The organism is Delftia sp. 60 (assembly GCF_002754395.1).
GTDB classification, from domain to species: Bacteria; Pseudomonadota; Gammaproteobacteria; order Burkholderiales; family Burkholderiaceae_C; genus Comamonas; species Comamonas acidovorans.
Genome location: NZ_PEFD01000001.1, coordinates 4,631,867 through 4,656,906, shown reverse-complemented (window position 1 = coordinate 4,656,906; position 25,040 = coordinate 4,631,867). Strand labels below are relative to the sequence as shown.

The window sequence follows — 25,040 nt, the reverse complement described above, 5'->3', positions numbered from 1 at the left end:
ACCATCCTCCAGCTGCCTACTTCGGTGTGAGCCGATACAGACCGCCCTTGCGGTCGTCCTCGATCAGCCACAGCGCACCATCCGGCGCCTGCGCCACGTCGCGGACGCGAAAGCCTACCGTCCAATGCTCGGCAGGCGTGGCGCTCGCGCCGTTCACCTCGATCCGGTGCAGGGCGCGGGTCAGCAGGCCGGACGCAAACGCTGAGCCCTTCCACTGCGGAAACATCTCGCCGCTGTAGAACATCAGGCTGCCCGGCGCGAAGACAGGCGTCCAGTAGATCACGGGCTTGGTGAGGTCCGTTCGCGTATCCGGGCTGGCAATGGGCACGCCGTTGTAGTTCACCGCATAGGAAACCAGCGGCCAGCCATAGTTCTTGCCCGGCTCGATCAGGTTGAGCTCATCGCCGCCGCGCGGCCCATGCTCAAGCTCCCAAAGACGCCCATCCGGCGCGAACGCCAGGCCGTAGGGCGTGCGATGCCCCGTGGACCAGGTCTCGGACGGCGTCAGATTCGGACCGTCAAAGACAAACGTGCGCAACACCGGCGCAGTCTTGGCGGCCTCTGTGTCCTTGGGCGGATCGATCACAGGAACCGACGTTGCGCCGGTCTGCCCCTGCATCGGATTGCCGGGCGCGGGCTTGCCGTCCAAGGTCAGCCGCAGGATCTTGCCGGCCGGCTGATTCGGGTCCTGGGCAGGCGTGAAGCGCTGCCGGTCCCCGGCCGTGAGGAACAGAAACTTCTGGTCCGGCGAAAAAGCCACGGCGGCGCCCACCTGCCCGCCCTTGCCCTTGACCGGGTCGCGCCAGATGACCTTGAGGTCTTCCAGCGCAGCGGTGCCGGCACCGATCCTGAGCGTAGCGCGCGCGAGCGCCAGGCTCGACGTGCCGCGGATCTCTCCGGGCTCCGAATAGGTCAGGTAGATGGCCCCGTCGCTCGCATACGAAGGAGCCAGGTAGACACCGAGCAGGCCGTTCTGGTTTTCATGCAGCACGGGCGGCACGCCGGTGACTTCGAGCTTTTGCCCGTCCTGGGCCGCGAGAAATAGCTTGCCAACCTTCTCGGTGACCAGCATGCGCCCGTCCGGCAGGAAGGCGATGCGCCAGGGCAGATCGAATTGCGCGACCTTGCTGACCTTGAACGGAGGCGATGCAGTGGCAGGCAGGGTTCCCGCATTGATCTGCGCCAACACAGGGGTTGCAGCCATGAGCAACCAGGGAATGAGTCCAGACTTCGGCAATCGCATGCTTTGCTCCGCAGTGGGGGACGGGACAGTATCCGCGCATCACCGCCGCACCGCAGAATGCACCGCCGAATTCCGGACTATCTGCGCGGCAGGCCTGAAGTTGCGTCCAGCCGCGTTCAGCCTCGCTCAACCAGCGGATGCAGGCATGGCCGCCGGGTCCATCCACAGTGCCGCCCACATGTGTCCATCAGGATCGGCCAGATCGCGCGTGTACATGAAGCCGTGGTCCTCCATCGGATTCACGTCGGCCTGCCCGCCATGGGCCGCGGCGGCCTCGTTCATCGCATCCACGGCGGCGCGGCTCTCAAGGGCCAGGGACAGCATCAACCCGCAGGAGCCGGCCGGCGGCAACGGGCGCTGGGTGAAGGTGCGCCACTTGGCATGCGTGACCAGCATGACCTGGATCGCCTCGCTCCAGACCATGGCGGAACCATCCTCACTGCTGAACTGCGGGTTCTGGCTGAAGCCCAGCGCCTTGTAGAAGGCGGTGGAGACGCCGAGGTCGGTCACGGGGAGACTGATGAAGAGGGACTTGGTCATGCTTGGCTCCGTGGGGTGGGCTGCAGTCCTGGTGGGTGCAGGACTGCTCGGTCAGAACATCCATCATGCAGCACTTGCACTCCGGATGCTGCCCCGTTAACTGGAAGAGCCATTGAGTTGCTGAAGCTCAAGTTGCCTGGCCGCACTGGCTTCAAGGTTTGCGCGCTCCGCGTCCAAATACCGATAAATGCTTTTGAGGTCAGTGATTTTCTTTTTGATTTCCGCCATCTTCTTTTCAATCAGTCTTGCACCCCCGGCGCAATCTATTGACTTGTTTCTCTGAGCATTCAGAATTTCGCCTATTTCCCCAAGAGAAAAACCCATGCTTTGTGCCCGCTGGATAAAGTCCAGGTCTTGCAGGGTTTGCGGTGTGTAAACGCGATAATTGTTGGTTCGCCGCAAGGGTGAAATAAGGCCGATTTTCTCGTAATAGCGCAAGGTATGGCGCGTGGCGCCGCTGCGGACCTCAAGTTCTCCGATATTCATGGAAAAATCGCTTGACTGTAGAGTTGAGTCGACAGTCTACACTTGGTTTTTTCATCGTGCCAAGGAGCAGGAAAATGAGCGTGGAGTGCTTTGTTACGGGAGGGACGGGCTTCATCGGCCAGCATTTGCTGTCGTACCTGAGCGCGAAAGGTCACACCATTCGGGTGCTGATGCGTCGCCCGGAGCGCCTCGCTGAACTGCGCCAGCAGGTCGATGGTTTGGGTGGCGTCGCAGCCCGCGTCTTTGCCGTAGCCGGCGATCTGGAGCAAGAAAACCTTGGTCTGAGCCTTGCGGATAGAGAGGTCCTGCGGCAGGCCAAGGTCGTATTCCATCTGGGAGCCCACTTCGCCTGGCGCCTTTCGATGGAGCAGGCACGTGCAGTGAATGTGGAAGGGGCAAGGCGTGTGGCGCAGTTGGCGGCCGAGCAAGAGAGCCGGTTGGTGATGATTGGCGGCTACATGCTGAAAAACAATGAGCATCTGCAACGCATAGGGATTGATCCCGGCCATCCGGAGCTGACGGATTGGCCTGCCATCTATCGCCAAGTCGGTGCTTACGAGGCGAGCAAACTGGAGGCGCATTTCGCGACCCTCGGCTTCATGAATGCCAAGGGTGGAGAGATAACCGTTGTACACCCCGCCACGGTTTGCGGTCATAGCCGCACGGGGCATATAGCGGATGGCCAGCCGCTGGTGGATCTGATACGCAATCTGGTGCAGGGAAAGCTGGCTGCAGTACCCGGTACTGCCGCGCACTGGTTGCCACTGGTCACTGTGGATTATCTGGTCGAGTTGGTGGCGGCATGCGCCTTTGATCCTTCCATGGTGGGCCAGGAACTGCTGGCCCTCGATGCCCAGAGCCCCGGCTTGCAGGAACTCCTCACGCAGGTGGCACAACCTCTTGGGCTGAAGGCGCCCGCGCATCATATTCCGCTGCGATTGCTGAAATGGCTTCTGGGTATTCGTCCCATTGCGAGATTTTTGAATACCAGCGCCGAGGCCCTGGATTTTATCCAGACAACCCGTTTTGACACGACGGAAGTGGAGCAATTTGCCCAAAGGCACGGAATCACAAAGCCGGATATGCGCCAGTCGTTGAGGAATACTGCAATATATGTCAACTCATATTGCATTCCAAAAGGCAAGGCCCGCCGACTTGCCCCTCCGCTGCGCAGAACATCATAATTACCGCTTTCAATGGTGTCCGAGTTGCCGCTGCGCACCAATATCAAGGAGCTCGTTTCAGTGAATCAACCAACCCATCCACGCATCGCGGTGCTGGGGCCCGGGGCAATCGGGACAACGGTTGCTGCTGCGCTGCATGAAGTCGGTCGCACGCCGTTGCTGTGCGGTCGTACGCCGCGCGACAGTCTGATGCTGCACGGCAACGGTCTTCGCATCGTGGTTCCCGGCCCGGTCAGAACGGATCCGGCCCAGGTCGAAGGTCCGGCGGACCTCGTTTTTCTCGCGGTCAAGGCGACTCAAACTGCTGCGGTTGCGCATTGGCTGGCGGCGTTGAGCGGTCCGCAAACCGTCGTGTGTGTTCTGCAAAACGGGGTTGAGCAGGTGGAGAGTGTCACTCCGCTGTGCCCACAGGGGCGAATCGTTCCCGCAGTCGTGTGGTTCCCTGCACAGGCGCAACCCGACGGGTCGGTGCTCCTGCGCAGCGACGCCCGGATCAGCCTGCCTGACGAGGCCGCTGCCCTCGTGGTTGCGCAGGCACTGCAAGGCACCCGATGCTCGGTAGACCTGGTTTCGAATTTCAAGTCCCTGGCATGGCAAAAGCTGCTGCAGAACGCAGCGGCCGGGCTCATGGCACTCACGCATCGCCGCTCAGGCATGTTCGGCCGACACGACATTTCGACACTCACTCTGGACTATTTGAGGGAGTGCCTGTCCGTCGCACGCGCCGAAGGTGCTGAACTGGGCGATGAGGTCCCCCAGGCGATCCTCGACAAGTTCCAGGCATTTCCGGCCGACCTGGGCACGTCCATACTGGCGGATCGTGAAGCAGGCCGGCCGCTCGAATGGGATATCCGCAACGGTGTCATCGCGCGCCGCGGCCGGGCGCGCGGAGTTCCGACACCGATTGGTGATGTCCTGGTGCCGCTTCTCGCTGCAGCGAGCGACGGCCCCGGCTGATCATTGGTGCCTTGACCACAAAGCCCGCGATCGCCAAAGCAAGACTTCAGCCCATGAACCCCAGATCGATGGGATATGCCGAGCCGCCGAAGTTGCCGATGTGCGGCAGCACCCCCGCCAGCTCGGTATTCGCCACGCCGAACCAGCGCGCCAGGGTGGCGGCGTACTGGTCCACGGCGGTGCTGGGCAACAGGCGGCCCTGGCCGACATGCCACTGGTCTTCGCTGCCGCTGCCGTTGCCCACGCTGATGGGCGGTGGCGCGCCGTAGAAGGACGCGCCACGCACCGCGCCGCCCACGACGAAGTGGTGGCTGCCCCAGCCATGGTCCGAGCCGTCGCCGTTGGAAGTCAGCGTGCGGCCGAAGTCCGACGCGGTGAAGGCCGTGACCTTGTCGGCCACGCCGAGTTCGGCCGTGGCGTTGTAGAAGGCCGTCATGGCACTGCTCACCTTGTCGAGCAGTTGCGGCTGGTTGGCGATCAGGTTGTCGTGCAGGTCGAACCCGCCCAGCGAGACGAAGAACACCTGCCGGCGCGTGCCCAGCGCGTTGCGTCCGGCGATGAGCCGGGCCACCACCTTGAGCTGGTCGGCCAGCGGGTTGTTGGCAGGGAAGGCGGTGGACAGGCTGCCGCTGGAGAGGGCTGAAGAAATCTGCCCCTCGGCACTGATGGAGCGCTGCGTGACGCGGGCGTACTCGGCCTCCATCGCGTGGCTGCCGGCCGTCTGCACCAGCTCGCTCAGCAGGCCGCGCACGGCGGTCGATCCATAGACGTTGGCGCCCTTGACGGCGTTGATGGGCACGGCGCCGCCCGGGCTGATCTGGTACTGCAGCGCCTGGTCGCCCGAGAGAAACACGGCGTTGCCCGTGGCCGAGATGCAGGTGAAGAGCGACGTGGCGTTGGACGACAGCGCCAGGTCGCCCAGGTTGCCGCCCCAGCCCACGGTGGAGCCTTCGGCGCCCTGCGACTGCCAGACCGACTGCTGGTCGTTGTGCGAGAAAAGCTTGGGCGGCAGCGGGTAGCTGCGCCGGTCGCCGGTGGCATATTGGGCCCGCGTGAGCGGCACCAGCAGCGGGCCGACGTTCAGCTGCACCGCCGCGCGGCCCGCGTTGAAGAGGCCGGCCAGGCCCGTCATGGACGGGTGCAGCGCGTACTGCATGCCACCGGCCAGCGCCGTGCGGGGTTGCAGCAGCGTATTGCCCAGCGCGGCGCGGGCCAGGGCAATGCCACCGGCCGTGCCATCGCTGTTGCCGCCGCGGATGGCGGAGTACTGCCCGTAGCGGGTGCTGTCGTAGGGCACGACGGTGTTGGCGTAATCGCAGCCGCCGTAGAGGAAGACGCAGACCAGCGCCTTGTAGTCGTTCGCCTCGAAGGCGGCGGCCTCGCCCAGCGCGGCAAGATTCAGGGCGAAGGGCAGGGCGGTGCCGGCGGCGGCCAGTTGCGTGCTGCGGCGCAGGAATGCGCGGCGCGTGTGGCGGGCGGGGTCGATGAAATTCATGGCGATATCGCTTTGCTTTGCAGACGTTCGGTCACTTCTGCACCAGATATTCGGGGCTGGCCATCACCAGCAGCACGGCGGCTGCCACGCGGTTGAGCTGGGTGGCGGCGTTGCTGGTGGCCGTCACCGGCGTGGCATTGAGCGCTGCCACGATGCGCGCCTGTGTGGCGGCCGATACCTGCCCTGCCGACAGCAGCAGCGCCACCTTGCGCACCAGCGCGGCGGCGTCGGCCACCAGGGGCAGCAGGTTGGCGTAGCTGCAGGTGATGTCGAAGCCGTTGGCCGCGCTGCTGCCGCCCTGGGGCAGGTCAGGCGCGTTCACGTAGTAGCCGAAGCGGATCACGTTTTGCATGAAGTTCAGGTAGCCGCTCACGCTGGTTTCGGTGACGATCTGGAACTCCGGCGCCACCTGGCCCGTCGTGGCCAGGGGGGTGGAGGGCGGCACGTAGCCCGGGCGGAAGAAGTTGAACACCGAGCCCGAGCGCAGCGGGCTCTGGCCCAGGCGGGTGGCCGGGTCGCTCAGGTTGTCGATCTTCCAGGTGCCGCGTGCCGACCGCAGCCCGAAGGTGCGGCCCCACTGCACGAAGCGCACCATGGGCTCGCGCAGGCGGCCGTACTGGGGGCTGGCAAGCCCTGCCGCGCCGCGCGCCTCCGGGTCCAGCAGCACGGTGGCGATCACGGCGCGCAGGTCGCCCCGCGTGCCGCTGCCGTTGTCGGCGAAGGCGGCGGCCACGCGCCCCACATAGGCGGGGCTGGGGTTGCTGGTGACCAGGCGCTGGATCAGCTGGCGCCCGATGAAGGGCCCGACGTTGGGGTGGTTGAACAGCGTGTCCAGCGCCGCCTTCAGCGCTGCTGGCCCTGACGTGCCCGCAGCCACGGTGGTGCCCAGGAAAGTGGCGGCCAGCGTGGAATGGCGCGCTGCGTTGAAGGCCATGGGCAGCAGCGCCTGCTGCAGCCCCGTCACCGTGCTGCCGCTCAGGTTGGTGGGCTGGTTCTTGCTGGTGTCGTAGTCGTAGCCGGTGAAGACGCGCGCCAGATTGCTCACATCGGCTGCCGAATAGGTGTCGATGCGGTTGCCGCTGCCGTCGCGCTGCTCGGTGCCGTCGGGGTTGAGGCGGTAGAGGCCGATGGTGAACAGCTGCATCACCTCGCGGGCGTAGTTCTCGTCGGGCTGGCGGCCGCTGCGGGCGTCTTCCTTCTGGTTGCCGCGCGTGCTCAGGTAGATGCCCATGGCCGGGCTGAGCGTGACGGCCTCCAGCAGCGTGCGGAAATTGCCGAAGGCGTGCTGGTTCAGCAGATCCCAGTAGCCGGAGGCCAGGAAGATGCTCCACGGCTGCTCCAGCCCGGTGGTGGAGACCACCATGATCTCCGACAGGGCCAATGCCACACGCTTGCGCACGGCGTCGCGCTCCGTGAAAAGCTGGCTCCAGAGCATGAAGTCGGAGGGGTACGAGACGTTGTCGTAGCGCGTGCCGGCCTCTGCCACGCCGTAGCCGCGCTGCATCAGCCAGGCCGTGCCCGTGGTGTCCACGGGCAGCGCGAACTGCTCGGCCAGCCAGGGGCCGTAGCCCTTGGCGCGCAGCGCTGCGATCTCCTCATCGGTGGCCGAGAACTGCGCCTGCAGCAGGAAACGCGCGGCTTCCTCGTCGCTGGCGGGGGTGGCCGTGGTGCCTGTACCGGGACCGGTTCCGCCACCAGGGCCGGTGCCCGTGCCGCCGTTGCCTCCATTTCCGGTACCGGGTGCCGTATCGCCCCCACCGCCTCCGCAGGCCACCAGCAGCGCGGCCGCCAGGGAGGCGGCCATGGCGGGGGCATCAAGGAACTCCTGGCTTCATGGCCGAGGTGGCCGGGCTCTGCGCAGGCAGGCAAGGAGTTCGCGGGCGCGCGGTCGGGCGGCTGCAGCGTGGAGGCTGCAGCCTGTGGTGTGGGGTGCATTGCGGGCTTTCAGGCGGCGGCCGGGGCGGGGTGACGGACTGCCCCGCTCCTCGGCGCGTGGCGCAGAGTGTTCCAAGGTTTTCGGATGTGAGCGGACACTTTGCAGCCCTAAAGCGTGTCAAGATGTTATGCGTTGCAGGGACGGCATGCAGAAACACAGCGTTGGGCCAAGACGCATGGGTCTGGCCCGGGGCCGTCGCCGGTTGACGCGTCTTTTGCCATCCATGGCTTCACCCCCCCCCCGCTGGCCGTCCTCTCGCACATGCTGGCAATTGCCCAGCATGCCTCCAGTTCTTTTTCAGTGACCAACGTGTGCGCTGCGGTCTTGAAATCGCCAACTTTAAAATGCCCCCATGACTCCTCCCTCGGCTTCCCCCAATTCCTTCGACAAACTTGCGCTTTCGCCGGCAACGCTCGCCAATCTTGAGCGGCTCGGCTACCTTGAAATGACGGCGATCCAGCTCGCCAGCCTGCCCCCTGCGCTTGAAGGCAAGGATGTGATCGCTCAGGCCAAGACCGGCAGCGGCAAGACCGCAGCCTTTGCCCTGGCGCTGCTGGCCAAGCTGGATACGCGCAATTTCTCGGTGCAAGGCCTGGTGCTCTGCCCCACCCGCGAGCTGGCCGATCAGGTGACGACCGAGATTCGCCGCCTGGCGCGTGCGGAAGACAACGTCAAGGTGGTGACCCTGTCCGGCGGCGTTCCGCTGCGCGGCCAGAACGCGAGCCTTGAGAACGGCGCGCACGTGATCGTCGGCACGCCCGGCCGTGTGATCGATCACCTGGACCGGGGCAATCTGAACCTTGATTCGCTGAACACCTTGGTGCTTGACGAAGCGGATCGCATGCTCGACATGGGTTTCGTCGATGACATCGCCAAAGTCGCCAAGCAGTGCCCCCCGCAGCGCCAGACCTTGCTGTTCTCCGCCACCTACCCTGAAGGCATTGCCAAGCTGGCCGCGCGATTCATGCGTGACCCGGTCACGGTCAAGGTTGCCGCACAGCACAGCGGCGAGCAGATCGAGCAGCGCTGGTACGAGGTGGACAAGGAAGAACGCTTGCCTTCGGTGGCGCGCCTGCTGGAGCATTTCCGGCCCGAGAGCACGCTGGCCTTCTGCAATACCAAGGCGCGCTGCCGGGCCCTTGCCGAGCTGCTGCAGGCCCAGGGCTACAGCGCGCTGGAGCTGCACGGCGATCTGGAGCAGCGTGACCGTGACCAGGTGCTGGTGCGCTTCGTGAACGGCAGTTGCTCCGTGCTGGTCGCCACCGATGTGGCGGCTCGCGGGCTCGATGTGACCAATCTGGGCGCCGTCATCAACGTGGACATCACGCCCGACCCTGAAGTGCATGTGCACCGCATCGGCCGCACAGGCCGCGCCGGCCAGAAAGGTTTGGCCCTGAGTCTTGCGACGATGGACGAAATGGGCGCGGTCGGAAACATCGAACAGATGCAGGGCAGCCCCTCCGTCTGGTACCCGCTGGACGAACTGACACCGGCTCCCGGCGGCCGGCTCCTGCCATCCAAGGCCACCATCCACATCAATGCCAGCCGCAAGGACAAGATCCGCCCGGGCGACGTGCTGGGCGCGCTCACCGCAGACCTGGGCTACACCCGCGAACAAGTGGGCAAGATCGACATCAACGAGTTCGCAACCTATGTGGCCGTGGACCGCAAGATTGCGCATGACGTGGTTGCCCGGCTCAATAGCGGGAAGATCAAGGGGCGAACGGTGAAGGCGCGCTTGCTCAAGGATTGAGGGGTTTCAGGCGCATCAGTCGGTATGCATGTCTGCACTTGGCTGAACGCGCTCAGGTCCTTCAAGCAGCCCTGCCTAACCCCCAGGCCCCTCATAACCTCCCTGGCCTGCACCGCCTCCACAGCCCCCTTCAGCGCCTCCCGCTGCGCCTGTGTATGGGCCGCCAAACCCGTGTCCCCGGGGGAACGGCGAAGTACTATCCGAAACCTGGGCGCCTACCCAGCCACCCCCCTCCAATTCCTGCCCGTCCGGCCGATTTTTCCGAAGCCGGGGACAATACCGGGTTCGCGGGTTTTTCCGGCTTGACTTGGGTCAAGGTCCGAAACGCCCGCGCAAAGACGCTGCCCAGGTGCTGAGCCGGATGCAGAAAACCCAAGATCGGACGGCAGCAGGACTGCCGAGATGGCGCAGGTGCATGTGATGGAGAGGGATTGGTGGACAAAGGCCTGGTGCGGGGGCAGAGGCCGGCCCGTGAAGCGTGATGCCCGCCTGGTGGCCTGGTTGCTGGCGGTGGTGTTCGTGTCGGTTTCTGCGGCCACGGTCTGGCAATTGGTGGCGGCGCGCCAGCGCACGCTGGCCGAGGTCGATACCAGCAACCGCAACCTGGCCCAGACACTGAACACCTATGCCGAGGGCGTGATCACCCAAAGCTCCATGCTGCTGCTGGGCATTGCCGAGCGGCTGGAGGTGGATGGCACCAGCCCCGTGCTCCTGGAGCGGGTGCTGTATCTGGTCAACCGGCAGGAGCATCTGCTGAACCAGCTCAACGAGCTGCTGATCGTGGATGCGCAGGGCCATTGGCTGATGTCGTCCAAGGGGGCGTTCCCCGAAGGATCGGAAAGCTCCGACCGGGACTACTTCACGCACCACCGTGACGACGCATCGTCAGGCATCTACATCGGGCCGCCGATCCGCAGCCGCTCCACGGGCGAATGGGTGATCACCATCAGCCGGCGCTATACGGACGCCGAGGGCCAGTTTGCAGGCGCGGTGGTGGTGGCGCTGGGTGTGGAGAATTTCCTGCGGCTGTTCGGCAAGATCGATATCGGCGAGAAAGGGGCCATTGCGCTGAGCACGCCGGGCGGGCAGTTGCTGGTGCGCCACCCGTTCCGCGAGCAGGACCTGGGGCGGGACTTCTCGCAGTCGCCCAATTTCCTGCGCCACTATGTGGGGGCGATGTCGGGCACGGCGTCGTTCCGCTCGGCCCTGGACGGCACGGAAAGAATCTATGCCTTCCTGCGCAGCGAGCGCTATCCGCTGGTGACCACGGTGGCCCTGGGCCGCGATGAGGCGTTGAGCTCCTGGCGGCGCCAGGCGCTGCTGACGCTGGCCGTGGTGCTGGGGCTGTTTCTGGCGATTGCGTTGATCGGCTGGCGCCTGACGGCCGCGATGCGGCTGCGTTCGCGCGCCGAATGCTCCCTGGTCAGCGCGCGCGAGGAATTGCTGGATGCCAATCGCCGGCTGGAGGTGCTGGCCGCCCAGGACCAGTTGACGGGCCTGGCCAACCGCCGCCGCTTTGACGAGGTGCTGGAGCGCGAGGCCCGTCGCGCTGCGCGCGAGGGCACGCCGCTGTCGCTGCTGCTGATCGACCTGGACTACTTCAAGGGCTACAACGATGCCTACGGCCATGTGGCGGGCGATGCCTGCCTGCAGGCTGTGTGCAGCGCGCTGGCCCAGGCGGTGCAGCGGCCCGGCGACATGGCGGCGCGCTATGGCGGGGAAGAGCTGGCCGTGGTGCTGCCCAATACCGACAAGGCCGGCGCGCAGCAGGTGGCCGAGCGGCTGCGCGCGCGCATCGAGGGCCTGGCCCTGGAGCACCGCATCAGCCGCTTTGGCCATGTGACGGCCAGCATTGGCGTGGCCACGACACAGGGCGATGAGGCTGGCGCGACCCAAGGCGCTACACAAAGCGCGACCCAAGGCACTACCCCCGGCTCCACCCAAGGTGCCGCCGTGGCGCTGGTGGAAGCGGCCGACCGTGCGCTGTACCGCGCAAAGGCCGCAGGGCGCAACTGCGTGCAGGGCTGAACGGGCTTGGGTCTGCGCGCGCTCAGTCCGTAGGCGAGCGGTGGGCGACCACCTGCTGCTTGAGGTCGCCCAGCGCCTGGTACAGGTCGTTGCGGCTGGCCTGCGGCATGTCGCCGAACATGCCCATGACCCAGGATTCATGCGCCTTGGCCATGCGCGCAAAGGTCTTGCGGCCCAGCGGGGTGAGGTGCAGCACGGAGCTGCGCCGGTCGGACTCCACCTTGGTGCGCACCACCAGGCCCTCTTTCTCCAGCTGGTCGGTGATTCCGGTGATGTTGCCGTTGGTCACCATCATGTGGCGCGACAGCTCGCCCATCTTCATGCCCTCGGGCGCGCGCTGCAGCTGGGCCATGAGGTCGAAGCGGGGCAGGGTGGTGTCGAATTCGCTGCGCAGGCGGTTGCGGATCTCGCCTTCGATGAGGTTGCAGCAGGTGAGCATGCGCAGCCACAGGCGCAGCGCATGGTGGTCGTCGGGCGCGGCGCGCGACTCCAGGTCGGGGGCATGGGTCATGGCTGGTTCTGCGGTGTGGGGGCGCTCAAGCCCATCTGCGCGAGGATGGCGCGCGTCAGCGGGCTGGCCGGGTCGTTCAGGGTGAGCACGATGTCGAAATGGTTGGTGCCGGGCATGGCCACGTACTGGCCTGACGATGGACCGGGGCCACGGCGCTGGTTCCAGGCGGCCAGGTAGTCGTCGCTCTGGCGCTTGAATTCATCGGTCTCGCTCTCACCGTAGCTGACGATGAGCGGGCAGGCCGCGCCGTGCGGCAGGAGGGCGGGGCTGTTGCGAATGGCGTCCTGCTCGCTCAGGCGCATCCATTCGTTGATGTGGGTGTGCACCAGCGGGCGCAGGTCGAACAGGCCCGACAGCGGTGCGGCGCCGCGCACCACGTCCTCGGGCACGCCGTAGTCCGCATGCCAGCCACCGGCCAGCAGCATGCCCGCCAGGTGGCCGCCGGCCGAGCTGCCGCAGACATGGATGCGGCCCGGGTCGCCGCCGTAGCGGGCGATGTGGGCATGCACCCAGGCCAGTGCGCGGCGTGTCTGGTCCACGATGCGGTCCAGCGTGACGGCGGGCGCCAGCGAGTAGTTCAGGGCCACCACCACGGCGCCGGCGCGCGTGAAGGTGGGCGCCATGCTGCTGGAGTCGTCCTTGGACAGCAGCCGCCAGTAGCCTCCGTGGATGAAGAAGAGAACAGGGGCGCCTGCCGCCCCGGTTGCTGCCGGAAAAATGTCCAGCAGCTCGTCGGCATGCTCGCCATAGGCCACGTTCAACGCGCAGGGCAGGCTCTGGCGCGCGGCCCGGCTGTCGTCGGCATAGGCCTTGATGATGGGGGTGATGTCGGGTACCGTCGCGCGGGCGTTGTACTGGACATCGAGTCCGGCGCGGTCGTAGTGACGGTAGAGTGCGGGCATTGGAACGGAGATGGCGCGAAATGGTTTGTATGGCAGGTATTGGTACAAGTCCCAGACTTGTTCTGCAAAATACTTTAAACCTAAACTAAGACCCGCGCCAACCGTTCCAGCCCTTACAGAGTTTCCCGTCCAGCGTGACGGAAGACTGCCTCACCACCGATTGCCATCCGCGCGGCCCGCGCAAGGAGCACAGCAGCATGCGTTTCCTCACCCCCTTCCTGGCCGCAGCGGCCCTGGCCCCTGCCTTTGTTCCCGCGCTCGCGCAGGCGGACACCATCAAGGTCGGTATCGCCAACGATATTTCCGGGCCGTTTGCCGCGCTGGGCGCCGAGGCGCGTGACGGCTTCAACCTCGCCATCAAGCAACTGGGCAGCAAGCTGGGCGGCCAGCCGGCCGAGTTCCTGCAGACCGACATGGGCGGCAACCCCGATCAGGCGCGCCAGCTGGTCACGCGCTACATACAGCGCGACAAGGTGGATTTCTTCACCGGCCCCATCGGCTCCAACGTGGCCCTGGCCGTGGGCCCGGCGCTGTTCGGCGCCAAGGTGCCCTACCTGTCCAACAACCCCGGCCCCAGCCAGTTCGCGGGCGCGCAGTGCAATGCGTTCTGGTTCGGCACGTCCTACCAGAACGATGCCTTCCACGAGGCAGCCGGCAAGCTGGCCGCCGACCGTGGCTTCAAGAAGATGTTCATCATGGCGCCCGACTATCCGGCCGGCAAGGATGCGCTGGTCGGCTTCAAGCGCGGCTACAAGACCGCGCCCGGCGAGGAGGTCTACACCAAGCTGGGCCAGATCGACTACGCGGCCGAGCTGGCCCAGATCCGCGCGGCCAAGCCCGATGCGGTCTACATCTTCCTGCCGGGCGGCATGGGCATCAACTTCGTCAAGCAGTTCGTGTCCACGGGGCTGTCGCAAAGCGTCAAGCTGATCGGCCCGGGCTTCTCGGCCGACGAGGACGTGATCCAGGCCGTGGGCGAGCCCATGCTGGGCATGGTCAACACCGCGCAGTGGGCGCATGACCTGGACGTGCCGCAGAACAAGGCCTTCGTCGAGGCCTTCCGCAAGGAGTACAAGGGCCGCAACCCCTCGGTCTACGCGGCCCAGGCGTATGACGTGATCATGGCCATGGATGCGGCGGTCAAGCAGGCCGGCGGCAAGGCCTCGGACCGCCAGGCCATTGTCAAGGCGCTGGAGAAGGCCGACTACGCCTCGGTGCGCGGCCCCTTCACGTACGGCAAGAACCACTATCCCATCCAGGCCTACTACCAGCGCGTGATCGAGAAGGACGGCAGCGGCCGCATCACCAACAAGCTGGTGGGCAAGGTGTTCGACAAGTACCAGGACGTCTACGTCAACGACTGCAAGATGTGACCCCGCCGCCGCGCCCCCGTCGGGCGCGGCGTGCCTTGATCTTGATTTTCAAAGCCGGATGATTTGTTGACCGCGCGCGGGCCACTGCGCCTGCGGCAGGGGGCGTGTGGATGACGTGGACGCTGCTCTTGGAGCAATTGCTGAATGGCCTGCAGTTCGGGCTGATGCTGTTTCTGATCGCGGCCGGGCTGACCCTGGTGTTCGGCATCATGGACATCATGAACCTGGCCCATGGCTCGCTGTACATGGCGGGCGCCTATGTGGCGGCCGAGACCATGCAGCGCACGGGCTCGTTCACCGCGGCCGTGCTGGTGGCAGCCGTGGCCACGGGCGTGGCGGGTGTGGTGCTGGAGCTGGTGCTGATACGCCGCCTTGCCGTGCGCGACCATCTGGCCCAGGTGCTGGGCAGCTATGCCGTCATCCTCATTGCCAATGACCTGGTCAAGATGGTCTGGGGCCCGGCGCCGGTGATGCTCAACATGCCGGCCGCGCTGTCCGGGCCCGTGCAGTTGCTGCCCGATCTCATGTACCCGGCCTACCGGCTGATGATCATCGTCTTCGGCCTGGCCGCCGCGTTGGGCCTGTACTGGTTCGTGACGCGCACGCGCGCCGGCGTGCTGGTGCGGGCAGGGGCCTCCAACCGCCAGATGGCCACGCTGATGGGCGTGCGCGTGCCGCTGCTGTTCCTGGGCGTGTTCACGCTGGGCGCCATGCTGGCGGCGGTGGCGGGCGCGCTGCTGGGGCCCATCACTTCGGTGCAGGTCGGCATGGGGGAAGAGATCCTCATCCTGGTGCTGGTGTGCATCGTCATCGGCGGCATAGGCTCCATACGCGGCGCCCTGGTGGGCGCCCTGCTGGTGGGCATGGTGGATACGGCGGGGCGGGCCTTTCTGCCCATGCTGCTGCGCCAGGTGTTCTCCCCGGCCGTGGCGTCCAGCGTGGGGCCCACGCTGGCGGCGATTTCCATCTACGTGCTGATGGCGGTGGTGCTGGTGTACCGTCCTTCCGGCCTTTTCCCCGCGCGAGGCTGAGCATGGAACACAGCACATTGCAAGGCAGGTTCCAGGCCCGGTTATTCTGGACCGTGCTCGCGCTGCTGGCGCTGGCGGTGTTCCCGCTGGTGGCTCCGGCGCTGGGGCTGGACTTCTACATCTCCTTCGTGCGCCGCGTGCTGATCTACGCGCTGGCCGCCACCAGCCTGAACCTCATCCTGGGCTATGGCGGCATGGTGGCGCTGGGGCATGCGGCCTTCTTCGGTGCGGGGGCCTATGCGGTGGGCATCCTGGCGATGAACGGCGTCACCTCGGCCCTGGTGGCCTGGCCGGCCGCCGCGCTGCTGGCCGGGCTGCTGGCCGCCGCCACGGGCGCCGTGTCGCTGCGCACGCGCGGCGTGTACTTCATCATGATCACGCTGGCCTTTGCGCAAATGCTGTTCTACATCTTCATCTCGCTGCGCCAGTACGGCGGCGAGGACGGGCTCAACCTGCCCGGCCATTCCGTGCTGCCCGGGCTGGACCTGGGCCACGATGTGTCCTTCTACTACGTGGTGCTGGCGCTGTTCGCGGTGCTGATGGCCGTGTTCGGGCGGCTGGTGGATTCGCGCTTCGGCAAGGCGCTGCAGGGCGTGCGCGAGAACGAGTCGCGCATGGAGTCGCTGGGCTACCCGGTCTACCGCATCAAGCTGGCAGCCTTTGTGCTCAGCGGCGCCGTGGCCGGGCTGGCGGGCGCGCTGCTGGCCAACCACAACCTGTTCATCTCCCCCAGCCTCATGCACTGGACCCAGTCGGCCAACCTGCTGATCATGGTGCTGGTAGGGGGCGTGGGCCTGCGCTGGGGCGGCGTGGCCGGCGCCGTCGTCATGCTGACGCTGGAGGAAGTGCTTCGCATGTGGACCGAGTACTGGCACCTGCCGCTGGGCCTGCTGCTGCTGTGCGTGGTGTTCGGTGCGCCGCGCGGCCTGATGGGCCTGTGGCCGGCACGCGGGAGGCAGGCATGAGCGGCGCGGCCACACCTATCTCCATTCCCACTCCAGCCCTGGAGGCCAAGGGCCTGGTGCGCCGCTTTGGCGCGCTGCTGGCCACCGACCATGTCTCGCTGTCGCTGGCGCCTGGCGAGATCCATGCGCTGATCGGCCCCAATGGCGCGGGCAAGTCCACGCTCATCCATCTGCTGTCCGGCACGCTGGCGGCCGATGCGGGCACGCTGGTGCTGGCGGGGCGCGACGTGAGCGCACTCAACGCCCACCAGCGCGTGGCGGCGGGGCTGTCGCGGTCGTTCCAGATCACCAACATCTTCAAGCAGTCCAGCGTGCTGGACAACCTGGTGCTGGCCGTGCAGGCGCATGCGGGCAGCAGCTTCAGCTTCTGGCGCCCGCGCGCGGCCGAGACCGCGCTCTACGAGCAGGCCCGCGAGCTGGCGCGCGAATGCGCCATTGACGCCAGCCTGCTGCAACGCCCCGCAGGCACGCTGCCGCATGGCGAGCAGCGCAAGCTGGAATTCGCGCTGGCCCTGGCCGCGCGCCCCGGCGTGCTGCTGCTGGACGAGCCCATGGCCGGCATGGGCCCTGATGAAACACTGCGCCTGACCGAGCTGATCGAGTCCCTGCGCGGCCGTGCCGCCATGCTGCTGGTGGAGCACGACATGCAGGCCGTGTTCCGCCTGGCCGACCGCATCTCCGTGCTGGTCTACGGGCGCATCATCGCCACCGGCACGCCCGACGAGATACGTGGCAACGCCGACGTGCGCCAGGCCTACCTGGGAGACGAAGAAGTGAAGGAGGGCGCGTGATGCTCGAAATGCAGGCCGTGCAAAGCGGCTACGGACCCAGCCAGGTGCTGTTCGGCGTGGACCTGCGCATCGAGGCAGGCCAGGTCGTCACCCTGCTGGGCCGCAACGGCATGGGCAAGACCACGCTGCTTCGCACGCTGCTGGGCCAGCTGCCCCTGCGCGCCGGCCGGATGGTGTTTGCCGGGCAGGACATCGCCGGCTGGGCCACCGACCGCATCGCCCGCGCCGGCGTGGCCATCGTGCCCGAAGGCCGCCAATGCTTTCCCAATCTCACGGTGCGTGAGCACCTGACGGCCTTTGTGGCCCAGCGCAATTCGGGCAGCCCCGGCGCGGCAGAGCCCTGGACGCCCGAGCGCGTGTTCGCGCTGTTCCCCCGCCTGCGCGAGCGCGCCTCCAACATGGGCAACCAGCTGTCAGGCGGCGAGCAGCAAATGCTGGCCATAGGCCGCGCTCTGGTCACCAACCCGCGCCTGCTCATCCTGGACGAAGCCACCGAGGGCCTGGCCCCCCGCATCCGCGAAGAGATCTGGGCCTGCCTGGCTCAGCTGCGCGCCGCCGGCCAGACCATCCTGGTCATCGACAAATACGTGGAGCGCCTGCTGGGCCTGGCCGACCGCCACCTCATCCTGGAGCGCGGCAAGGTCGTGTGGAGCGGAGACTCGGCCGCGCTGGATGGGACAGAGCGCTGTGGGAACGGTATTTGGGAGTGTGAGCACGCGCAATGCATTCGCAGTTCAAGGCGAAATTCAAGGCGCGATGGAGGGTTGAATGGCATTGAAGATCAATGGGTGGCATGCCATTCAAATACATGCCTGTATCCAAGATGGGCAATTGCTTACATTTACAGGATGTATCTGGCCCTGCATTTGATTGCCCTATGGCCATCGGCTTGTCTATGATCCCCGCTCACCAAGAGCAGGGAGGCCGCCTACAGGGCGGCGCGCACTATGACACGCAGAGTCACCATACACACGCCATTGGGCGAGCAGCTGCATTTCCGTGAATTGCGCGGCCAGGAAAACATCAGCCAGCTCTTCAGCCTCGATGTGGAAATGCTCAGCGAAAGCGAAAGCATCGATCCCAAGGCCCTATTGGGCAAAAACGCCACCATCCAAATAGAAACCCAGGGCGGTGGCAGGCGCTTCATCGACGGCATCGTCACCCGCTTTGGCATGCAGGGCCAGGACCATCGCCACTACGCCTACAAGGCCCGCCTGAGCCCCTGGCTGTGGCTGGCCACGCGCAAGAGCGACTTTCGCATCTTCCAGAACCAGACCGTGCCCGACATCATCGAGCAGGTATTGGGCGTCTATGGCCATCCGCTGCAAAAGAAACTCACGCGTGCCTATCGCAGCTGGGACTACTGCGTTCAATACAACGAAAGCGATTGCGACTTTGTCTCGCGATTGATGGAGCACGAAGGCATTTACTACTTCTTCGAGCATGCCTCGGGCCAGCACACCCTGGTGCTGTGCGACGACATCATTGCCTCGCACAGCGTATTGCCCGGGGGCGCCTCCATTCCCTTTTATCCCCCGGAAAAAGCCGCTGCAGGCGATCAGGAAAACATCCACGCCTGGCAGCTGGAGCAGGAAATCAAATCGGGTCGCCATTACAGCGACGACTACGACTTCAAGAAACCCCGGGCCGACCTCACCCACCTGCGGCGCGACCCACCGGGCCACGCCCATGACGGCCACGAAATCTACGAATGGCCAGGCGGCTACACCCAGCTGAGCGACGGCGAGGACTACATCCGCGTGCGCCTGAAGGAAAGCCTCACGGGCCAAAGCCGGGTGCGGGGCCAGTCCTGCCACCGGGCGCTGGCCACGGGCTACACCTTCAGCCTCTACAACTACCCGCGCGGCGACCAGAACCAGCAGTACCTGATCACGGGCCTGAGCTACCACTTGAAGGAGAATCCCCGCGTCAGTGCCGTGGCCCCGGGCGCCAAGGGCAGCGCCGCGGAAGACGGCTCCTTCCAGCGCTACGAGTTGCAGGCCCAGCCCACGAGTCTTGCCTACACGCCCGCGCGCACCACGCCCAAGCCGCGCACCACGGGCCCGCAGACCGCCGTCGTCGTGGGCCCGGCCGGAGAAGAAATCTGGACCGACGAATACGGCCGCATCAAGGTGCAGTTCCACTGGGACCGGCTGGGCGGCATGAACGAGAACTCCAGCTGCTGGATCCGCGTGGCCACGAACTGGGCAGGCCCGGGGTTCGGGGCCATCTCCATTCCCCGCATAGGGCATGAAGTCGTCGTCGACTTCCTCAACGGCGACCCGGACTACCCGCTGGTCACGGGCTGCGTCTACAACGCGGCCAACATGCCGCCCTGGGCGCTGCCGGCCAACGCCACGCAATCGGGCATCAAGACAAGATCGAGCAAGGGCGGCGCCGCAGGCGCGGGCATGAAGAACGGCCCGGGCGATGCCAACGCCATCCGCTTCGAGGACAAGGCCGGGCAAGAGCAGCTTTGGCTGCACGCGCAAAAGGACCAGCTCACCGAAGTCGAGAACGACGAGGACAAATGGGTGGGCAACGACCGGCGCAAGACGGTGGACCGGGACGAGACCAACGTCATCCACCGCGACCGCACCGAGACCGTGGACCGCGACGAGACCATCACCGTGCACAACAACCGCACGGAGCGGGTGGACCACAACGAGAAGATCAGCATCGGCGACAACCGCAACGAGGATGTCGGCATCGACGAGAACATCTCCATCGGCAAGAACCGCAGCAAGACCATCGGCAAGACCGAGACCGACAAGATAGGCCAGAACTGGCACGTCACGGTCGGCCTGCTCAAGACACAGACCATAGGCATGGCCTACATGCAGAACGTGGGTGTGATGAAGATGATGAACATCGGCGTCAACTACATGGAGAACATCGGTGTGGCCATGCAGACCACGGTCGGCATGAGCCAGAACCTCACCGTGGGGCAGGAGCGCCAAGTCAAGGTCGGCAGCAAGCAAAGCACGGAAGTGGGCTCGCAGTACTCGCTGACCGTGGGCGGTGGTGGCGGTGGCGGTGGCGCGGGAGCCGGTGGCGGCATGGCCATGAACATCACGGCGCCCGGTGGTGGCGGCGGCAGCGGTGGAGGCGGAGGCGGAGGTGGCAAGGCCTCCCAGCTCACCATGGATGGGCAAAGCATTGAGCTCAACGCCGCCAAGATCCGGCTCGAAGCCCAGCAGGAAATCCTGCTGACCTGCGGCGAAAGCACCATCCGCATCACGCCCGGCGACATCCAGATTCTCTCGCCCACGGACCGGCTCAACTGCTGAAGGCAGACAGCCCGTACCGCGTTCCCCGTATCCGCATTCCCGTTCTCCCCCATCTCTCCAGGAGCAGCCTCGCATGAGTGGCAAACCCGCAGCCCGCATCACCGACAGCGTCGTCAAGGGCAAGATCGTCACCGGCTCGCGCACCGTGCTCATCGGCAGCCAGGGCGGCCTGGCCTGCTCCGTCTGCCCGGACGGCATCACCGTCGGATCCCCTGTGAACCCCCAGCTGGGCGCCAAGGTCCTGCTGGGCGCACAAGACCTGGACTTCGCCCTGCCATCGGCTGCGCTGCCTGTGGCCTGGCAGCGTCAATACAGCAGCTACGTCAACCCCGAGCACGGCGCTGCCTGCGGCCTGCTGGGCCATGGCTGGCACCTGCTGCAGGAGCTCAGCATCCGCCTGCAGGAAGAGGCCACCTTGCTGCTGGACGCCAGCGGCCGCGTCATCACCTTCGACCAGCCTCTGGTGCCGGGCGGCCAGCTGCACAGTGCCAGCGAAGACATCTGGCTGCTGCGCGGCGGCAGCACGGAGCCGGACGGCGGCACAGCGCCCTGGGCCGCCAATCCTCGGTGGTCGCATGTGGAACAGGCACTGGTGCGCAACCCGCAAGCCATCCTTGCGGTCAGCGGTGATGGCGACACGCTCTGGGGCTTTGGTCCTGCGCCCGGTGAACCTGTCCGGGATTGCGCACAGAGCCCTTGGCGCCTCATGGCCCAGATCGACCGCTTCGGGCGCCGCCAGCTCTACCACTACAGCGACGGCACCACACCCGAGGCCGGCCACAGTGCCAGCAAAGAGGCTGTACCCGCAGGCCGCCTGGTCTCGCTGAGCGACGGCACAGGCCGGCGCTACCGCCTGCTGCACCAGCGCATCCATGGCGGCAGGGATGCGCTGGGTTTGTGGGGCGCCGACGACGGCTGGCGGGTCACAGGCGTGGACCTCACACAGGACCCGTTGCACCCCCTGTCCGCGCCCATCGCCCTCGTGCGCTACGGCTACAGCAGCGCAGGCGACCTCATCACCGTCCACGACCGCGCAGGCCAGCTCGTGCGCGAATTCGAATGGGACCACCACCGCATCAGCGCCCACCGCCATGCCAGCGGACCCTGGCACCGCTACCGCTACGAGAGCGCCCAGCCCGGTGCCCGCGTCATCGAGCACAGCAACCAGGAAGGCCTCAGCTACCGCTTCGACTACCTGGCCCAGCCCCCGGGCCCGGACGGCCAGCCGCGTGCCGCCACCCGCGTCAGCGACAGCCTGGATCGCATCGAGACCTACTACTTCGAAGGCGCAGCGGGCCTGTCACGCCTCATCGCCCACCACAAGGCCGATGGCAGCCGCTGGCTGCAAAGCTACGACAGCTTCGGCCGCCTGGCCTCGCGCACCGACCCGCTGGGGCGCAGCGTGCACCTCAGGCGTGATGGCCAGGGCCGGCTCATCGGCGTGCAACTGCCCGACGGGCGCAGCACCCAGCAGGAACACGACGAAGCCACCGGCCGCCTGCTGCAAAGCACTGACACCGCAGGGGCCACCACCGGCTACCAATACGACGCCTGGGGCCGCCTCACCCAGATCACCCAGGCCGACGGCAGCACCGAGAGCTACCACTACCCCGACCCCAGGAAGCGCCGCTCACCTGCGACAGCCCCCGGCGCATCGAAGACGCCCAGGGCGGCAGCAAACAGTTGGCCTGGAGCGACGCGGGCCAACTGCTCAGCTACACCGACTGCTCGGGCCACAGCACGCACTACCACTACGACCGCTGGGGAGCGCTCATCGAAGTGGACAACGCCCTGGGCCAGCGCCAACGCCACCAGCGCGACGGCCAGGGCCGCATCGTGGCCAGCGAACTGCCCAACGGCCAGATCGAGCGCTACCACTACGACAGCGCAGGCCACCTCACGCGCATCGATCCGGCCCAGCCTGCGGGCACCTCCAGCGAAACCCAGGCCGCCGACCCCAGCATCCACCTGCGCTACGACCTCTGGGGCAGGCTGGTCCAGCGAACACATGGCGGCCTCACCCTGGCCTTCGAATACGACAGCGCCGGCCGCCTCCTGCGCCTCGTCAACGAGAACGGAGCGCAAAGCCGCTTTGCCTGGGACGCGCTGGACCGGCTCGTGCAGGAAGAAGGGTTTGACCAACGGCTGCAGCGCTACCGCTGGGACGCGGCAGGCCAGCTCATGGAAGCCACGGACGGCAACGCCGCACAGCAAAGCAGCAGCCACTACCGCTGGGACGAAGGCGGGCGCCTCGCCGAACGGCAGTTGCCTGCCACGCCCCATGCGCCCGCACAAACCCACCGCTACGAATGGGATGCGGCCGGGCGCCTCACGGCGGCCAGCGTATGGCAACACACCGCAGAAAACATCATCCAACTGCAAAGCCGCATAGCACTGGAGCGCGACGCCCTGGGTCGCATCACCGCAGAAGTGCAGCAGCTGTACCGGCCCGGCAAGGACGGAGGTACGGACCAGATCGAATACGAACACCGCATCGCCCACACCCTGGACCCCTGGGCGGACGCCAGCACAGCCAGCTGCAAGGCCTGGGAGAGATCGCCTGGCTCACCTACGGCTCAGGCCATGTGCACGGGCTGCAGCTCAACGGAGCCAGCCTCATCGACTTCGAGCGCGACAGCCTGCACCGCGAAGTCCGCCGCAGCCTGCACCCACCCGCCTCTGCAGCAGACGCAGACAACCCCCTGCAGGTGCAACGCCAATGGGACAGCCTGGGCCGCCTCACGGCCCTGGGCACCACGGGCATGCAAGCGCTGCAGCCCACCGACGCCCAGGCCCACGCCCTCATCGGCCAGATCCTCGGCCGCCGCTACCACTACGACAGCCTGGGCCAGCTCGTTGCCATCGAACAGGCCGGCGCCCCAGGCCAGGCCGCACAACTGCTGCGCTACGGCTACGACAGCGCCGGGCGCCTGAGAGCGGCCACCGACAGCCAGGACCCCCAGACCACCACCCGCTGGCAGATCGACCCTGCCGGTAACCGCCTGCCAGCACCCGGTGCAACGGGTCAGACAGACTCACAAGACAACTGGGCCGCCCAGGTCCACGCGCACTGGCGGCACACCGACTTCAACCTCATGGGCCTGGGCCACCTCGCAGGCCAGCGGCAAGGCCCCGTGCAGCGCTGGGAAGACAACCGCATAGGCTTCACCGAAGACCGCGTCTGGCGCTACGACCCCAGCGGCAACCGCATCGCGCAAATGCAGGCGGACCACAGCCAGCAGCAACTGCACTACGACGGAGCCCACCAGCTCATAGCGGTGCGCAGCAGCCAGATCCAGGGCAACGCAGAGCAACTGCGCCACCACAGCCGCTACACCTACGACGCCCTGGGCAGGCGCCTGAAGCAGCAGGTCGAAAGCGCGGACTCCACAGAATCCACACGCACCCACTACTACGGCTGGGACGGCGACCGCCTCATCCACACCGAACGCCTGCAGGGCGGCGACGACACCCGCCACATAGAACACACCATCTACGAACCGGGCAGCTTCACGCCCCTGGTGCGCCTGAGCACCACGGCCAGCGGTGACCCCCAGGACGAGCCTCACCTGCTGGTACAAGCCATCACCGCAGGCCTGCCCGACCAGGACGACCCCAGCCACACGCCGGCCCTGGCCATGATGCAAACCATGCTCAGCGCCATGCCGCGCGACATGCAGCAAGACGCTGCCCGCCACCTGCGCCACACCCTGGAGCACGGTCTGCCGCCCAGTGCCCAGGCGATCCTGGGCGAACAGGCCGAAAGCACCACCCGCCTGCTCAGCGGCATGCAGGCAAAGCTGCAGAAACAGGAAAAAGCACAGCACGCCCGCATCGCCATCCACCACTACCACTGTGACCACCTGGGCACGCCCATGGCCCTGACGGACCAGACCGGCCAGGTGGCCTGGGCCGCCAAGCTGGACCCCTGGGGCAATGTGCTGCAGGAATACAACCCGCAAGGTATCCACCAGGCGATCCGGCTGCCGGGGCAGCACCATGACCGGGAAACGGGGCTGTATTACAACCGGCATCGGTATTACGATCCGATGGTGGGGAGTTATGTGAATCAGGATCCGATTGGGTTGAGTGGAGGGATAAATATAAGCACATATCCTGATAATCCAGTGGCATTTATTGATCCAATGGGGTTAAGTGCCTTGGCCGGATCTTTGCCTGTTGCCGGAGGGCTTGCTGCAGCTGATGGGCCACTACCTATAGGAGATATATTGGCGGTCATTTTGTTGACAGGCGCTGCAGTCTACGACCTGACAAAATGCTCGCAGAAATCCGAAGATAAAAAGAAGTGCAAAGATGCAACGCCTGATAATATTAGAAATACAGTATCGAAATCATCACTATTAACAACTCAGAAGGCTGTCTCTGTTCCGGCTGTAGCTGCGTATACAAAAATGATAGAGGCTGGAAGCACGCCTCCCCCTGTGAAAATGGATGGAGTAACAATTGTTGATGGAAACCATAGAATGGTTGCTGCTATGCTATGCGATGTTAATCCTCCAGTGGAGCCAGGAACTGCACCATTGTCAACACCAAA

General features: G+C 65.9%; 16 protein-coding genes and 2 pseudogenes. 11 read left to right on the top strand and 7 right to left on the bottom strand.

Annotated elements, in window-relative coordinates; translation table 11 throughout:
• Positions 1–16: 16 nt before the first annotated feature.
• The 3 genes from CLV01_RS21115 to CLV01_RS21105 all read right to left on the bottom strand — a co-directional run bounded on the left by CLV01_RS21115 (position 17) and on the right by CLV01_RS21105 (position 2,269).
• Entirely contained in the window at positions 17–1,243 is a 1,227-nt protein-coding gene (locus CLV01_RS21115) for a PQQ-dependent sugar dehydrogenase (protein ID WP_065347521.1), read from the bottom strand.
• Between the two features lie 126 nt (positions 1,244–1,369).
• Positions 1,370–1,783 carry a VOC family protein gene (locus CLV01_RS21110; RefSeq protein ID WP_099733284.1) on the bottom strand — a complete coding sequence of 138 codons (414 nt, stop codon included), beginning with the start codon at positions 1,781–1,783 and terminating at the stop codon, positions 1,370–1,372.
• A 96-nt stretch (positions 1,784–1,879) separates the two neighbouring features.
• The gene (locus CLV01_RS21105) at positions 1,880–2,269 is read right to left on the bottom strand and encodes a MerR family transcriptional regulator (protein WP_099733285.1); all 390 of its coding nucleotides are present in this window, start codon (positions 2,267–2,269) and stop codon (positions 1,880–1,882) included.
• Positions 2,270–2,343: 74 nt separating this feature from the next.
• Between CLV01_RS21105 and CLV01_RS21100 the strand changes: the two genes are divergently transcribed.
• Positions 2,344–3,453, top strand: a complete 1,110-nt coding sequence (locus CLV01_RS21100; protein WP_099733286.1) for an SDR family oxidoreductase — start codon at positions 2,344–2,346, stop codon at positions 3,451–3,453.
• Between the two features lie 12 nt (positions 3,454–3,465).
• Complete coding sequence (locus CLV01_RS21095; protein ID WP_257221440.1) at positions 3,466–4,410, top strand: oxidoreductase; 945 nt, start codon at positions 3,466–3,468, stop codon at positions 4,408–4,410.
• Positions 4,411–4,456: 46 nt separating this feature from the next.
• Here CLV01_RS21095 and CLV01_RS21090 read toward each other — a convergent pair whose 3' ends face one another.
• Positions 4,457–5,905 carry a DUF1501 domain-containing protein gene (locus CLV01_RS21090; RefSeq protein ID WP_099733287.1) on the bottom strand — a complete coding sequence of 483 codons (1,449 nt, stop codon included), beginning with the start codon at positions 5,903–5,905 and terminating at the stop codon, positions 4,457–4,459.
• 31 nt (positions 5,906–5,936) lie between these two features.
• The gene (locus CLV01_RS21085) at positions 5,937–7,709 is read right to left on the bottom strand and encodes a DUF1800 domain-containing protein (RefSeq protein ID WP_099735321.1); all 1,773 of its coding nucleotides are present in this window, start codon (positions 7,707–7,709) and stop codon (positions 5,937–5,939) included.
• A gap of 484 nt (positions 7,710–8,193) precedes the next feature.
• Here CLV01_RS21085 and dbpA point away from each other — a divergent pair, with 484 nt between their 5' ends.
• Entirely contained in the window at positions 8,194–9,594 is a 1,401-nt protein-coding gene (dbpA, locus tag CLV01_RS21080) for an ATP-dependent RNA helicase DbpA (RefSeq protein WP_034395575.1), read from the top strand.
• A gap of 402 nt (positions 9,595–9,996) precedes the next feature.
• Entirely contained in the window at positions 9,997–11,622 is a 1,626-nt protein-coding gene (locus CLV01_RS21070) for a GGDEF domain-containing protein (RefSeq protein ID WP_063325692.1), read from the top strand.
• Between the two features lie 22 nt (positions 11,623–11,644).
• Here CLV01_RS21070 and CLV01_RS21065 read toward each other — a convergent pair whose 3' ends face one another.
• Both CLV01_RS21065 and CLV01_RS21060 read right to left on the bottom strand, forming a co-directional pair.
• Positions 11,645–12,133: a MarR family winged helix-turn-helix transcriptional regulator gene (locus CLV01_RS21065; RefSeq protein ID WP_012206289.1), complete on the bottom strand. Its 489-nt coding sequence runs from the start codon at positions 12,131–12,133 to the stop codon at positions 11,645–11,647.
• Complete coding sequence (locus CLV01_RS21060; protein ID WP_065347527.1) at positions 12,130–13,035, bottom strand: alpha/beta hydrolase; 906 nt, start codon at positions 13,033–13,035, stop codon at positions 12,130–12,132. Before CLV01_RS21060 ends, CLV01_RS21065 begins: the two co-directional genes overlap by 4 nt.
• Positions 13,036–13,232: 197 nt before the next feature.
• Here CLV01_RS21060 and CLV01_RS21055 point away from each other — a divergent pair, with 197 nt between their 5' ends.
• From CLV01_RS21055 to CLV01_RS21025, 7 genes and pseudogenes are all read left to right on the top strand, one after another.
• Positions 13,233–14,408, top strand: coding sequence for an ABC transporter substrate-binding protein (locus CLV01_RS21055; protein WP_013801786.1), 1,176 nt, complete (start codon positions 13,233–13,235; stop codon positions 14,406–14,408).
• Between the two features lie 110 nt (positions 14,409–14,518).
• Positions 14,519–15,439: a branched-chain amino acid ABC transporter permease gene (locus CLV01_RS21050; protein WP_013801787.1), complete on the top strand. Its 921-nt coding sequence runs from the start codon at positions 14,519–14,521 to the stop codon at positions 15,437–15,439.
• Between the two features lie 2 nt (positions 15,440–15,441).
• Positions 15,442–16,404: a branched-chain amino acid ABC transporter permease gene (locus tag CLV01_RS21045; RefSeq protein ID WP_257221439.1), complete on the top strand. Its 963-nt coding sequence runs from the start codon at positions 15,442–15,444 to the stop codon at positions 16,402–16,404.
• Positions 16,401–17,195: an ABC transporter ATP-binding protein gene (locus CLV01_RS21040; RefSeq protein ID WP_013801789.1), complete on the top strand. Its 795-nt coding sequence runs from the start codon at positions 16,401–16,403 to the stop codon at positions 17,193–17,195. Before CLV01_RS21045 ends, CLV01_RS21040 begins: the two co-directional genes overlap by 4 nt.
• Positions 17,195–17,907: pseudogene (locus CLV01_RS21035) on the top strand (ABC transporter ATP-binding protein). Before CLV01_RS21040 ends, CLV01_RS21035 begins: the two are co-directional and overlap by 1 nt.
• Positions 17,908–18,142: 235 nt before the next feature.
• Positions 18,143–20,485: a type VI secretion system Vgr family protein gene (gene tssI, locus CLV01_RS21030; protein ID WP_099733290.1), complete on the top strand. Its 2,343-nt coding sequence runs from the start codon at positions 18,143–18,145 to the stop codon at positions 20,483–20,485.
• A 73-nt stretch (positions 20,486–20,558) separates the two neighbouring features.
• Positions 20,559–24,646, top strand: a pseudogene (locus CLV01_RS21025) (RHS repeat-associated core domain-containing protein); the annotation flags it as partial.
• Positions 24,647–25,040: the final 394 nt, after the last annotated feature.

What these genes read in the sequence shown, in the direction of transcription:
- CLV01_RS21115 (WP_065347521.1), bottom strand. Translation starts at nt 1,243, where the DNA reads ATGCGATTGCCGAAGTCTGGACTCATTCCCTGGTTGCTCATGGCTGCA.
- CLV01_RS21110 (WP_099733284.1), bottom strand. Translation starts at nt 1,783, where the DNA reads ATGACCAAGTCCCTCTTCATCAGTCTCCCCGTGACCGACCTCGGCGTC.
- CLV01_RS21105 (WP_099733285.1), bottom strand. Translation starts at nt 2,269, where the DNA reads ATGAATATCGGAGAACTTGAGGTCCGCAGCGGCGCCACGCGCCATACC.
- CLV01_RS21100 (WP_099733286.1), top strand. Translation starts at nt 2,344, where the DNA reads ATGAGCGTGGAGTGCTTTGTTACGGGAGGGACGGGCTTCATCGGCCAG.
- CLV01_RS21095 (WP_257221440.1), top strand. Translation starts at nt 3,466, where the DNA reads ATGGTGTCCGAGTTGCCGCTGCGCACCAATATCAAGGAGCTCGTTTCA.
- CLV01_RS21090 (WP_099733287.1), bottom strand. Translation starts at nt 5,905, where the DNA reads ATGAATTTCATCGACCCCGCCCGCCACACGCGCCGCGCATTCCTGCGC.
- CLV01_RS21085 (WP_099735321.1), bottom strand. Translation starts at nt 7,709, where the DNA reads ATGGCCGCCTCCCTGGCGGCCGCGCTGCTGGTGGCCTGCGGAGGCGGT.
- dbpA (WP_034395575.1), top strand. Translation starts at nt 8,194, where the DNA reads ATGACTCCTCCCTCGGCTTCCCCCAATTCCTTCGACAAACTTGCGCTT.
- CLV01_RS21070 (WP_063325692.1), top strand. Translation starts at nt 9,997, where the DNA reads ATGGCGCAGGTGCATGTGATGGAGAGGGATTGGTGGACAAAGGCCTGG.
- CLV01_RS21065 (WP_012206289.1), bottom strand. Translation starts at nt 12,133, where the DNA reads ATGACCCATGCCCCCGACCTGGAGTCGCGCGCCGCGCCCGACGACCAC.
- CLV01_RS21060 (WP_065347527.1), bottom strand. Translation starts at nt 13,035, where the DNA reads ATGCCCGCACTCTACCGTCACTACGACCGCGCCGGACTCGATGTCCAG.
- CLV01_RS21055 (WP_013801786.1), top strand. Translation starts at nt 13,233, where the DNA reads ATGCGTTTCCTCACCCCCTTCCTGGCCGCAGCGGCCCTGGCCCCTGCC.
- CLV01_RS21050 (WP_013801787.1), top strand. Translation starts at nt 14,519, where the DNA reads ATGACGTGGACGCTGCTCTTGGAGCAATTGCTGAATGGCCTGCAGTTC.
- CLV01_RS21045 (WP_257221439.1), top strand. Translation starts at nt 15,442, where the DNA reads ATGGAACACAGCACATTGCAAGGCAGGTTCCAGGCCCGGTTATTCTGG.
- CLV01_RS21040 (WP_013801789.1), top strand. Translation starts at nt 16,401, where the DNA reads ATGAGCGGCGCGGCCACACCTATCTCCATTCCCACTCCAGCCCTGGAG.
- tssI (WP_099733290.1), top strand. Translation starts at nt 18,143, where the DNA reads ATGACACGCAGAGTCACCATACACACGCCATTGGGCGAGCAGCTGCAT.